The sequence below is a fragment of the Aquirufa sp. OSTEICH-129A genome, from assembly GCF_054558355.1.
Genome location: NZ_JBPXKC010000001.1, coordinates 653,692 through 666,219 on the forward strand (window position 1 = coordinate 653,692; position 12,528 = coordinate 666,219).

General features: G+C 36.8%; 11 protein-coding genes. 7 read left to right on the top strand and 4 right to left on the bottom strand.

Annotated elements, in window-relative coordinates:
- The first annotated feature begins 1 nt into the window (after position 1).
- Complete coding sequence (gene trmB, locus SKC36_RS02905) at positions 2–661, top strand: tRNA (guanosine(46)-N7)-methyltransferase TrmB (RefSeq protein ID WP_459464472.1); 660 nt, start codon at positions 2–4, stop codon at positions 659–661.
- A gap of 43 nt (positions 662–704) precedes the next feature.
- On the opposite strand, the gene gap is transcribed toward trmB, so the two are convergent.
- Positions 705–1,697, bottom strand: coding sequence for a type I glyceraldehyde-3-phosphate dehydrogenase (gene gap / locus SKC36_RS02910; RefSeq protein WP_459453030.1), 993 nt, complete (start codon positions 1,695–1,697; stop codon positions 705–707).
- 500 nt (positions 1,698–2,197) lie between these two features.
- Between gap and SKC36_RS02915 the strand changes: the two genes are divergently transcribed.
- The 6 genes from SKC36_RS02915 to SKC36_RS02940 all read left to right on the top strand — a co-directional run bounded on the left by SKC36_RS02915 (position 2,198) and on the right by SKC36_RS02940 (position 7,401).
- Positions 2,198–3,016, top strand: a complete 819-nt coding sequence (locus SKC36_RS02915; RefSeq protein WP_459464474.1) for a 2,3,4,5-tetrahydropyridine-2,6-dicarboxylate N-succinyltransferase — start codon at positions 2,198–2,200, stop codon at positions 3,014–3,016.
- A gap of 48 nt (positions 3,017–3,064) precedes the next feature.
- Positions 3,065–3,907 carry a CvfB family protein gene (locus SKC36_RS02920; protein WP_459464477.1) on the top strand — a complete coding sequence of 281 codons (843 nt, stop codon included), beginning with the start codon at positions 3,065–3,067 and terminating at the stop codon, positions 3,905–3,907.
- Between the two features lie 77 nt (positions 3,908–3,984).
- The gene (locus SKC36_RS02925) at positions 3,985–4,497 is read left to right on the top strand and encodes a helix-turn-helix transcriptional regulator (protein WP_459464479.1); all 513 of its coding nucleotides are present in this window, start codon (positions 3,985–3,987) and stop codon (positions 4,495–4,497) included.
- A gap of 379 nt (positions 4,498–4,876) precedes the next feature.
- Positions 4,877–5,344 carry a pyrophosphohydrolase domain-containing protein gene (locus SKC36_RS02930; protein ID WP_459453034.1) on the top strand — a complete coding sequence of 156 codons (468 nt, stop codon included), beginning with the start codon at positions 4,877–4,879 and terminating at the stop codon, positions 5,342–5,344.
- Entirely contained in the window at positions 5,344–6,021 is a 678-nt protein-coding gene (locus SKC36_RS02935; RefSeq protein WP_459464738.1) for a response regulator transcription factor, read from the top strand. The genes SKC36_RS02930 and SKC36_RS02935 overlap by 1 nt, the downstream gene beginning before the upstream one ends.
- 6 nt (positions 6,022–6,027) lie before the next feature.
- Positions 6,028–7,401, top strand: a complete 1,374-nt coding sequence (locus SKC36_RS02940) for a HAMP domain-containing sensor histidine kinase (protein ID WP_459464481.1) — start codon at positions 6,028–6,030, stop codon at positions 7,399–7,401.
- Positions 7,402–7,863: 462 nt separating this feature from the next.
- On the opposite strand, the gene SKC36_RS02945 is transcribed toward SKC36_RS02940, so the two are convergent.
- From SKC36_RS02945 to gyrA, 3 genes are all read right to left on the bottom strand, one after another.
- Positions 7,864–8,019, bottom strand: coding sequence for a hypothetical protein (locus SKC36_RS02945; protein WP_459453036.1), 156 nt, complete (start codon positions 8,017–8,019; stop codon positions 7,864–7,866).
- A 169-nt stretch (positions 8,020–8,188) separates the two neighbouring features.
- Positions 8,189–9,628, bottom strand: a complete 1,440-nt coding sequence (locus SKC36_RS02950) for a tetratricopeptide repeat protein (RefSeq protein ID WP_459453037.1) — start codon at positions 9,626–9,628, stop codon at positions 8,189–8,191.
- Between the two features lie 54 nt (positions 9,629–9,682).
- Positions 9,683–12,268, bottom strand: a complete 2,586-nt coding sequence (gene gyrA, locus SKC36_RS02955; RefSeq protein ID WP_459453038.1) for a DNA gyrase subunit A — start codon at positions 12,266–12,268, stop codon at positions 9,683–9,685.
- Positions 12,269–12,528 lie beyond the last annotated feature (260 nt).

Below are 12,528 nucleotides of genomic sequence, written 5' to 3' on the forward strand. Positions count from 1 at the left end.
TTTGAGTAGAAGAAAAGAATTTAAATATGATTTAGCCATCAAATCTCCCTGGGTTATTCAATCAGGAAAAGATTTTTTTGATGCTTGCCGAGGAAAATGGAGATCAAGTTATTTTCAAAATACGAATCCCATCGTGTTGGAATTAGGCTGCGGAAGAGGAGAATATAGTTTGGGTTTGGCCAAATTATTCCCAAATAAAAATTTTATAGGTATCGATATCAAAGGGGATCGCTTGGCAGCAGGTGCTAGGCAAGCTGAAGCAGAAGGACTAAAAAATGTGGTATTTCTGAGAATTCACATCCAACATTTACCTGAATTCTTTGACGAAAATGAAGTTGATGAAATTTGGATTACATTTCCTGATCCTCGGCCCAAAGACCGTGATGAAAAAAAGCGGTTAACTTTCCCATTTTTTTTAGATAAATATCAAACAGTTTTGAAAAGTCAAGGTATCGTTCACCTGAAAACTGATTCAGATTCCTTGTTTGATTATTCACTTGAACAATTAGTCAAAGCTCCTTGGCAATTACTCATCCAGACTTGGGATTTATATCAATCGGAATGGAATCAAGATCATTTTGGAATTAAAACCCGATTTGAAGATATCTTTTATCGAAAAGGATTTTCAATCAAGTATTTACGGGCTATCAATAATAAATAAAAAAGGGAGGCAAGCCTCCCTTTTTTGTTGTATGTTTTAATGATTATCCTACGCGAGCAATTAAATCTGCTGCACGAGATGAATAACCGTATTCATTATCATACCAACCTACTACTTTCACTAAAGTTCCCATAGTAGAAGTTAATTTTGAATCAAAAATACATGAGTGAGAATTACCAATGATATCGATAGATACGATTTCATCTGTATTATATTCTAAGATTCCTTTCATTGGACCTTCTGCTGCTTTTTTAACAGCTGCGTTAATCTCATCTGCGCTTACTTCTTTTTTCAAGATAGCAGTAAACTCGGTAACAGAACCATCTGGAGTAGGAACACGCATGGATGAGCCATCTAATAAACCTTTCAAGTGAGGTAGTACTAAACCAACCGCTTTAGCTGCACCTGTAGAAGTAGGAATAATAGAATAAGCAGCTGCACGCGCACGACGTAAGTCAGCATGTGGAGCGTCTTGTAAGTTTTGATCAGCAGTATAAGCGTGGATAGTCGACATATATCCTTTTTCCAAACCAAATGCATCATCTAAAACTTTAGCCATAGGAGCTAAGCAGTTAGTAGTACAAGAAGCATTGGAAATAATTGTCATATCATCCGTTAATGTATCTTCGTTTACACCCAATACAACTGTAGGAACATTTCCTTTAGCAGGAGCTGAGATAATAACTTTACGAGCACCAGCGGTTAAGTGTTGGCCTGCGCCAGCTTCATCAACGAAACGACCTGTAGATTCTAACACCACGTCTATTCCTAAAGCACCCCATGGCAATAATTTCGGATCACGCTCAGCTAATGCCTTGATTGACTTTCCATTGACAGTAATAGAATCAGCATCAGAAGTCACAGTTCCATTGAAACGACCGTGAACAGAATCATACTTCAACAAATGGGCCAGCGTGGCGTTGTCTGTTAAATCATTGATCGCAACAACCTCGACATTTTCCTTTTCTAATAATCTACGAAAAGTAAGTCGACCAATACGACCAAATCCATTAATAGCTACTTTAATTTTTTTCATTGATACAAATAATTTGATTTCAGATTAAAATCAAAAATAGCCATTTTTCCCCAATTCTCAAAAATTGGACGATAAATATATGTTTAATCGCAAAGAAGGCACTTTATACAAAAGTAAACACCTCGATAAATATTTATCCATTTGGCTAATTAAATAGATTTTTGTAAAAATTTCATTGGATACGTTTTTTATTCAAGCTTTTTTTGCATATTTACATATACCAATGACTCGGCAAAATCAGCAGGGTAGGGGCGTGACAGAATGTCACTTGTCTTTTTAGCTAATTTCTAGCTCGTTTTTCACCAAATTTTATTTTGAACAATTTATCAACTATCTGATAATCAATCAATTAACTTATTAAAGTTGAAGTTAAATTTTAGTAAGTTTTTTGGCGGTTTTATACATTAAACACATTTTTCCAGTAGATAATTCCATGGCCATATTGATTATGCAGGCATTTTCTACGTTCTTTGTATTATCAAATTTTGCATACATATTATATGAATTCATTAGAAAATATCATTCAATCAGCTTGGGAAGACACTTCCTTGCGTCAAAACCCGGAAGTTATTCAAGCCATAGAAGAAGTGGTTGAAAAGGTCGATAAAGGAATCCTTCGTACAGCAGAGCCATTAGCTGATGGAAGCTGGCAAGTAAACGAATGGGTTAAGAAAGCTATTGTAATGTATTTCCCTATTCGTCAGATGTCAGTAAGTGAGGTAGGTATCTTTGAATACCACGACAAAATGCGTTTAAAATCTAATTACAAAGAATTGGGTGTACGTGTGGTTCCTCCGGCGGTTGCCCGTTATGGCGCCTACTTAGCTAAAGGAACTATTTTAATGCCATCTTATGTCAATATTGGTGCCTATGTAGATGAGGGAACGATGGTTGATACCTGGGCAACAGTTGGAAGTTGTGCTCAAATTGGTAAACACGTCCATTTAAGTGGTGGTGTGGGCATTGGTGGCGTATTAGAACCACCTCAAGCTGCCCCAGTAATCATTGAAGATGGAGCCTTTATTGGTTCTCGTTGCATTGTGGTGGAAGGTGCCCATATCGGTAAAAAAGCCGTTTTAGGGGCAGGTGTAACCATCACAGGTAGCTCTAAAATCATTGATGTAAGTGGTCCAGAACCCGTAGAATACATTGGTTTTGTCCCTGAAAATTCCGTGGTTATACCTGGAAGTATTCAAAAAACCTTTGCTGCAGGAACTTATGGAGTACCATGCGCTTTAATCATTGGTAAAAGAAAAGAAAGTACAGATTTAAAGACATCCTTAAATCAGGCCTTACGTGAAAACAATGTAGTCGTTTAACGTCAGAAATTGAATACCTTTACACCCGGCTAATCACCGGGTTTTTTTATGGAAAATGAATTAAAAATTGGGGAATACAATCGACTAAGAATCGTAAAAGAAGTCCCCTTCGGATTATATTTAGATGGTTATGAGGATGAAATACTTCTACCATTACAGTATGTACCAGAAAGCTATGAAATAGATGGCTTTATCGATGTATTCATCTACCGAGATTCTGAAGATCGGATTATTGCTACTACGCTAAAACCTCTAGCGACGATTAATCAATTTGCGTTTTTGGAAGTTAAGCAGGTAACCCCCATAGGTGTATTCCTAGAATGGGGCCTCATGAAGGACCTATTAGTTCCATTTGGTCAACAATGGGAAAAGATGTCTGTAGGCAAATCTTACCTAGTATACGTTTACCTAGACCCACAAACCGATCGAATTGTAGCATCTGCCCGCATAGATAAGTTTTTATCCTTGCTGGATGATGTTGAAGAATTCACCATAGGTCAAAAAGTACAAGCATTACCATTTGAATATACCAACTTGGGAATTAAATGCTTGGTAAACAATTGTAAACTGGGTCAATTATTCAAAAATGAAATATTTACAAATGTTAAACTTGGTAATTTAATTGATGTTTACATTGATAACATCCGTGAAGATGGTAAATTAGACTTACGCATTGAGCCTACTGGTATTCAACGTATGGATTCACAAAGGGAAAAGATTATGGAAGCCATAAATTTACATGGTGGTGTATTAAACCTTCATGACAAAAGCCCTGCTGAAGAAATATATGAGCAATTAGGGATGTCAAAAAAGGATTTCAAAAAGGCTATTGGAGGTTTGTACAAAAGTAAACTCATTTCACTTGGTAACAATTGTATAATTAAACTATAAACATTTGTAACGCAATTAAAATTTGCTTTTCTATTTTATAAATTTAACTTTGTAATCCCGTTTGAATTTTTACAAAGATGAATTTAAGTCAAAAGATAGAATTGTTAATTCAGAGAAAACAGATTAGTTCTTCTCAGTTTGCTGACAAGATTGGTATACCACGAAGTAGTGTATCCCATATCTTGTCTGGTAGAAATAAACCTAGCTTAGATGTTGTTCAGAAAATACTAAAAGCATTTCCTGAGCTTACGGCAGAGGAATTATTATTTGACGATCGACTACTCTCCTTAAATTCGTCAGCTGCTCCTAAATTAGATCTGACTCAGAGTAGTCCATCTCTTTTTGACGCTCCGCAAGCAAGCCCTTCAGAATCGAATAAAAATTCTTTGGCTGAACCTACCATCGTACAATCAAATCTCAGGCGGAACAGAGAAAGCACTAAAAATAATACGGGAAATACATCAATGGAGATGAATGTTAGCCAAACAGCCGCTTCCTTTGTTCCAAGCAATCACTTGACTAAAAAAATTGAACGCGTTATACTATTTTATTCGGACGGATCCTTTTCAGAAAGCAAGCCAAGCGAATGATAAAAAACTTAACTAATTAATTCCTGCTGTTCTAACATTCCTGTTGTTCTATTAATTAACATTTATTAACCTGGTTATTAACTTATCCACGACTTATCCACATTCGTGCACAATTGTATTTTGGTTCACCAATATTTCAACATTTTGATATAATAATTCTTAAAATTTAATAGGAACTAAGGTTTTGGCTTATACTTATCCACATGTTTCTGTGGATAAGTCGTGGAAATGTGTACAAAAGGAAACTGAATTGTACTATTTTCTCTAAAATCCAACATTTGTATCGGGAGAGATCTGCTGAAGATGTGGATAAAGCTTCGATTTTAAGGATTTACTTTAATCAATTAATTGATTAATTTTATTCTATTAGATATACTATATGAAAAAAATCGATTCCTTAAATCAAGTTGCCTTATTTCATGAAACTTTTGGAGCACCTATATTGGCTCAACCATGCATTCCTTCAGAAGAACGATGCAAATTACGAGTGAGCTTATTGGCAGAGGAATTGGAAGAGTTACAACAAGCTATCCAAGACCGTGATTTAGTGGAAATAGCCGATGCTTTGTGTGACCTTCAATATGTACTTTCAGGAGCTGTTTTAGAATTTGGCTTGGGTGAAAAATTTGTTGATTTATTCAATGAAGTCCAACGATCAAACATGTCCAAAGCATGTAAAAGCCTGGAAGAAGCTGAAAAAACGGTTGAATATTACTTCTTGAAGGATGGAACAGAAGCCGAAATCAAGGAAGAACATGGGTTGTGGAAAGTGTACCGTAAATCTGATAATAAAGTATTAAAATCAATAGCTTATTCACCGGCGAATTTAAAAGACATCATTGGATGATACGAATCTTACTCATAGAAGATGAACCCAAAACTGTTCAATCCTTAAAAAGAGGATTGGAGGAAAATAACTATGAAGTAGAAGTGGCTTACGATGGCCTCATGGGGAAACAATTAGCTACTAGAAATACCTACCAGCTGATTGTATCGGACATTATCATTCCAGGAATGAATGGAATTGAATTATGTAAAGAATTACGAAGCTTAGGAATTCAAACTCCAATTTTGATGTTAACTGCCCTAAGTACCACGGATGACAAATTGATTGGGTTTGAAGCTGGTGCAGATGATTATTTAGCCAAACCTTTTGATTTTAAGGAGTTTATGGCTCGGGTTAAAGCCTTGATTAAGCGTTCCAATCAAACTCTGGTAGACTCTCAAGTGCTAAAATTTGCTGATTTAGAGCTTGATCTTACTAGTAAATTAGTCACCCGATCAGGTCAAAAGATTAACCTAACTGCCAAGGAATTTCAATTATTGGAGTACTTCCTCAAGAACCAGGAAAAGGTGATTTCAAAGGCTGAAATAGCAGAAAATATTTGGGAGGTGGAAGATGAAAATTCATCCAACCTGATTGAGGTATATGTGAATTACCTACGTAAAAAAGTGGATAAAAATTTTCCAAGTAAATTGATTCACACGCAATTTGGAATGGGGTATATCCTCAGACAAGAATAAAAAAATATGCAGATACGTTCCCGATTGACATATCAGTTTACCTATTTGGTGTCGGCGATTTTATTCGTATCCTATCTGATTATCTATATTTTCTCCCAACAGAACTATAAAGAAAATTTTTACAGTCGACTTCGTCAAAAGGCTAATACGGCTGCCGAATTATTGGTCAATGTAAATCAAGTAGATTCCAAGCTATTGCGTATCATTGACCGAGCCAATCGTGATATCCTTTTTAGGGAAAATATCATGGCCTATGATACTTGCAATGAGCGCATTTATCGATCTAATGACACTATTTCTTTCCATATCGATGTCAATCGAGTTAAAGAAGTTCGCCTCAAAAAGGAAGTCCGATTTGCACATGAGGATATTGAGATTTTGGGAACGGTTTTTGCTACGCCTGAGGGAAGGATTGTTGTTTTTGCAGGTGCTGTAGATCAATATTCGGCGGAAAATGCCAAAGACTTAAAAAACATCCTAATAGCTCTATTTTTGCTATTTGTATTTATTGTCGTGATATCTGGTTGGTTTTTTGCTGGCAGAGCAGTAAATCCCATTTCAGAGGTCATCAAACAAGTTGATCACCTTTCACCCAAACGCCTTGAAGAAAGGCTGGAATCCTCTGATTCTGAGGATGAAATAGGGAAGATGGTATCAACGATCAATCGCTTATTAGAACGCATTGAGAATGCCTTTAAATTGCAAAAAACCTTTATAGCCAATGTTTCCCACGAACTTAAAAATCCATTAACGAAGATTTCTTCTCAACTGGAAGTGAGTTTGTTGAAAGAAAGAGCCGCAGAGGATTATAAAGAAACCATAGCATCTGTATTAGAGGATACCCAGGAGTTAGCCGCCATTACTGAATCTTTATTGGAATTAAACAAAATTAGTGTTTCTGATTACCAAGCAGGTTTCCAATTAATTCGAATTGATGAAATAATTTGGGAAGCTAGAAGCTTAACTCAAAAGCTAAATAGTCACTATAAAGTAAGTATTGACACATCATTCATGCCAGATGATGAGGAAGAACTTATGATACGTGGTGATGAAAAGCTGATATTAACAGCCATTAAAAATTTAATGGAAAATGCCTGTAAATTTAGTCCTAAGCACTGTGCATTTGTGGGATTAAGAGTTTACCATCATACCATCAATATCCGCGTTAAAAACGAAGGAAAAGGAATTCCTAAACCTGACTTACCATTTATTTTCCAACCATTTTTCAGAGGCGAAAATACAGCCTCATCTAAAGGATATGGAATTGGGCTATCTTTGGTCGAACGCATCATTCATTTACATAATGGAACTATTCAAGTTCAATCTAATCCCAATGAATGGACTGAATTTACGATGTCTTTGCCACAGACGAAACCATAATTATCAGGATGAAATACAGATATAAATAACCAAATCAATTTGTTATATAATTTATATTATGTTAAATAGGTATTTCTTTATTGAATATATATTATTTTAACATCCCTGGATTTAAATCCAGGGCTCGTTATCCAGGGCTCAAGCATTTTTCACCACAATTTGTATACCGGAATTGGATTTTAATCCATGGATCACGCGTTGTCACCATAATTTCATTACCAGCCCTGGATTTAAATCCAGGGCGTAAATCCATGGCATAAATCAATGGATCAGGCGTTTTTCACCATAATTTCATTCCCAACCCTGGATTTAAATCCAGGGCTTGTATCCATGGCTCAAGTATTTTTCACCACAATTTGTATACCGGAATTGGATTTTAATCCATCGATGAGGCGTTGTCAGCATAATTCCATTCCCAGCCCTAGATTTTAATCCATGGATCACGCGTTTTTCACCATAATTTCATTTCCCAGCCCTGGATTTAAGTCCAGGGCGTAAATCCATGACATAAATCAATGGATCAGGCGTTTTCACCATAATTTCATTCCCAGCCCTGGATTTAAATCCAGGGCGTAAATCCATGGCGTAAATCAATGGATCAGAGGCGTTTTTCATCATAATTTCATTATCAGCCCTGGATTTAAATCCAGGGCTGATATCCAGGGCATAAATCCTTAACTGAAGCCTAATAAAAAAGGCCCAATCTAACGATTAGGCCTTTTTATTGGTAATTTTGAACATTATTTGTACACCAGCCTGGATTTAAATCCAGGCTGGTGGTAATAGACTATTTCAACTCAGCCAATTTACTTTCCAACTTAAGTTCGCGGTAAACTTGCTTTAAGATTTCCTTTAAATCCTCATCTTTTTTAGTAGCATATGCTTTTTCAAAGAATGGTAATGCTTCATTGTATTTAGCTGAAATTTGAGCTTCTACATTTTTACCTTCTTTCTTATATGTTTCCATATCCATCGCATTTACTTTCTTCTTGATTTCAGCAGCCTCATTGTAACGGAAAGCTCCCATTTGATACAAGGCATCATAGTAATTTGCATCAATAGCCAAAGCTTTGGTGTAGAAACCTGGAACTTCAGATTTTAATGCATCTATTTTAGAATTTAAATCTGCCAATTTAGCCGTGTTTTGAGCGGCATCCCCTACTTCTGCTTCTGCCTTTGCCAACTCCCCTTTCAATTCCTCTAATTTACCATTTTGCTCTTTAACGGTTCCGTCTAATTGGTTTATTTGAGCCGTAATAGCTGCTTTTTGCTTTGGCTGTGCTGTTTTTAATTTAGCTTTATTACGCGTAATCTCCTCCGTGAAGGCTGCTACTTGCTCTTTTTGAGCAGCAATTTTACGCTTAGCTTCGTCAACTTTAACAGCCTTTTCAGAAATTTTACGAGCATCATCACTCAAACCATTGATTTTGTTCTCATACAATAAACCAATGTTCAATAAAGACATAGCATCTTTAGGATCAGCTGCAATAGTCTTCTTCAATTGATCGATAGCCTGATCAATGCGATTGAAAGAAATCAACATATTGAATTTCTCATTTTTTAAATCCTTGCTAGCTGGATATAGGGCAATACCTTGATCTAACAAAGCCAATGCCTTATCTTCCTGCTTCTTCGTTTTATAAATTTGAGATAAACCATAAATGATGGCTACGTCCTTCCCTCCTATTGACATGTAACGCTCATAAGCTGTTTGAGCAACATCATCATTCTGAGACAATTGAGCTACCACACCTGTGTACATCGCTGAAGTTGTATCCTTTGGAGTCAATTCAGAAGCTTTGGACATGTATTTCAAAGAACTTTTATAATCTTTTCCTTGATACTTGATAACGCCCATGTTCATCAAAGCACTGTAAATCTTCTTTTCTTCAAACAATTTCTCTGCATCTTTTGCCACAGAGCCTTTTTTACCTTCTTTGGTATCCAATTTTACCGCTTCATTGATGTACTCAATGGCCTTAAATGCAGCATCAGCATCCGTTAATGCAAATGTCGAATCAGGAAAAGAGGCTAAGTCAACATAAGCTAAAGCTCTATTTAACCATGATTTGGCCTTCGTAGGCGCTTTTTTTACCTCTTCATCTGATTTCTTTACAGATTCTAAGATTGATTTTTTCTGAGCCTCTACCAAAGCCTTATCCGCTTGAGCGAAGGTCGAGCCCATGGCCATAGCCACAGTAAACAGGGTTAAAACTAGTTTTTTCATGTGATTGATTAAATTAAAAAAAAGCCCGATTTTCACCTCGGGCCGATAAAATTATTATTCTTCAGTTAAAGTTTCATCTTCTGCTCCTAAACCTTCAGCTTCATTTCCGCTTTCAGGAGAATCCGTGATGATAGTATCTTCTACAACCGTAGCCACTCCTTCTACCACTTCCGCCTCTTCAATTTCCGGCTCTTTGTCGATTTTAGTTACAGACGAAATCTCATCTGACTCATTCTTTAAACGAATCAATTTAACTCCCTGGGTATTTCTGCCCATTACCCGTAACTCAGCTACACTTGTACGAATTAGAATACCCGCTTTGGTAATGATCATCAAATCATTATTGTCATTAACTTCTTTGATCGCAACTAAATTACCTGTCTTTTCCGTGATATTCAATGCCTTAACGCCTTTTCCTCCACGATTAGTCAATCGGTAATCTTCTACCTCTGAACGCTTACCAAATCCTTTTTCAGAAACAACTAACAATTGTTGGACCTCAGGATCAGAAACACAAACCATTCCAACCACTTTTTCTGTTGGAATGTCTTCATCTATCCAAATACCTTTAACTCCAGCGGCTGAACGACCCATAGGACGAACACGCGTCTCTTCAAAACGAACCGAACGACCTGTATTGGTTGCAATCACAATCTGATTATTACCATTGGTTAAAGCTACATCCAATAATCTATCCCCTTCACGAATCGTTATGGCAATAATACCATTTTGACGTGGACGAGAATAGGCTTCCAAACTTGTTTTCTTAATCGTACCATCTTCCGTACACATGACAATGAAGTTATTGTCGATGTAATCCGGATCAGTAATCGATTTCACATTAATCACGGCACGAATACTATCACCGTTCTCAATATTCATCAAGTTTTGAATTGGTCTACCTTTGGATACTTTTGATCCCTCAGGAACAGCATAAACCCTTAACCAGAAGCATTTACCTCTTTCAGTAAAGAATAACAACCAATTGTGCATGGTTGCGGTAAATAAATGCTCAGTATAATCGTCGTCTTTTGTAGCTACCGCACGGGAACCTACTCCCCCTCTGGTCTGTGCACGATATTCCGTGATTGGTGTACGCTTAATATAACCTTGTGCAGAAACGGTAATTAACATCTCCTCATCTGCAATCATATCTTCTACCGAGAATTCATCATCGGTCATATTGATTTGCGTTCTACGCTCATCACCATAACGGGTTTTCATTTCAGTTAATTCGTCCTTGATAATTTGTAGTTGACGTTCTGGTCTTGCCAAAATGTCTTCCAAATCCTCAATTAACTTCATGATTTCTGCATATTCGTTCATGATTTTCTCACGCTCCATACCTGTAAGACGCTGTAAACGCATCTCCAAAATGGCTTTCGACTGCAGTTCAGATAAGTTAAAAGTCGCCATTAAGCCCTCTTGAGCTGAATTGGGATCTTTTGACTCACGAATTAATTTAATTACCGCATCAAGATTATCCAGAGCAATAATAAATCCTTCTAAAATATGGGCTCTTTTACGAGCTTCACGTAAATCGTATTTCGTACGACGAACAATGATTTCGTTTCTGTGCTCAACAAAATGATGTATTAAATCCTTCAAGTTAAGCATCATCGGGCGACCTTTCACCAAAGCAACATTGTTCACACTGAACGATGATTGAAGAGCGGTGTGCTTGTATAGATTATTTAAAACAACGTTAGCTACGGCATCACGCTTTAAATCAAATACTATACGCATTCCTTGGCGGTCAGATTCATCACGAATCTCTGAAATACCCTCAATCTTTTTATCATTCACTAAGTCAGCACATTGCTTAATTAATGAAGCCTTATTCACCATGTAAGGAATCTCCGAAACAATGATTTGCTCCTTACCCGTTTTGGAGGTATCAAATGTGGCATTTCCTCGCACAACAATACGTCCACGGCCCGTTTCAAAAGCATTTTTAATACCTTGAACGCCATAAATAGTACCGCCTGTAGGGAAATCTGGTGCTTTTATATACTGCATCAACTCCATGATGGTAATATCTCTGTTATCAATGTAGGCCGAAATTCCATCCACAACCTCAGATAAATTATGAGGCGCCATGTTGGTAGCCATACCCACAGCAATACCCGAAGTACCATTTAACAATAAATTAGGAATCTTAGCCGGTAAAACCGTTGGCTCTTCCAATGAATCATCAAAATTTGGCTGAAAATCAACGGTTTCTTTATTTAAATCCGACAACATCTCATCGGCAATACGCTTCAATCTCGCCTCAGTATAACGCATCGCAGCGGGTGAATCTCCATCCACCGAACCAAAGTTACCTTGGCCATCTACTAATGGATAACGCAAAGACCAATCCTGAGCCATACGCACCATCGTATCATACACGGATGAATCACCATGCGGGTGATACTTTCCTAAAACCTCCCCGACAATACGCGCTGATTTCTTATATGATTTATTGTAACTAACACCCAACTCCTCCATTCCAAACAATACCCTCCGATGAACCGGTTTCAATCCATCTCGAACATCGGGTAATGCTCTAGACACAATTACTGACATTGAATAATCAATGTACGCCCCTCTCATTTCATCTTCGATGTTGATTGGGATAATATTTGTTGATACTGACATAAATTATGGTTTGATGCGTTGAACTACCTTCCGTTTTCAACACAAAAAAATGTTTGATTTACAGAGATTTCCAATAGCTACAAATATCATTAATTATGCCAATTTTTCCAAGATAAATCACAATAAATTGACAATTTTTCAAGCATTAAATAATTGCATTTCAAGACTAAAAAATAGGCCCTCTTTTTCACACACAATATGGCTCAAATGTTATACTTGTAAATCGTATGTGACCTTTATTAGCTTAATTTCTAGACCTG

Coding starts and splice junctions, on each gene's coding strand:
- gap (WP_459453030.1), bottom strand. CDS start 1,697: ATGAAAAAAATTAAAGTAGCTATTAATGGATTTGGTCGTATTGGTCGA.
- SKC36_RS02915 (WP_459464474.1), top strand. CDS start 2,198: ATGAATTCATTAGAAAATATCATTCAATCAGCTTGGGAAGACACTTCC.
- SKC36_RS02920 (WP_459464477.1), top strand. CDS start 3,065: ATGGAAAATGAATTAAAAATTGGGGAATACAATCGACTAAGAATCGTA.
- SKC36_RS02925 (WP_459464479.1), top strand. CDS start 3,985: ATGAATTTAAGTCAAAAGATAGAATTGTTAATTCAGAGAAAACAGATT.
- SKC36_RS02930 (WP_459453034.1), top strand. CDS start 4,877: ATGAAAAAAATCGATTCCTTAAATCAAGTTGCCTTATTTCATGAAACT.
- SKC36_RS02940 (WP_459464481.1), top strand. CDS start 6,028: ATGCAGATACGTTCCCGATTGACATATCAGTTTACCTATTTGGTGTCG.
- SKC36_RS02945 (WP_459453036.1), bottom strand. CDS start 8,019: ATGATGAAAAACGCCTCTGATCCATTGATTTACGCCATGGATTTACGC.
- SKC36_RS02950 (WP_459453037.1), bottom strand. CDS start 9,628: ATGAAAAAACTAGTTTTAACCCTGTTTACTGTGGCTATGGCCATGGGC.
- gyrA (WP_459453038.1), bottom strand. CDS start 12,268: ATGTCAGTATCAACAAATATTATCCCAATCAACATCGAAGATGAAATG.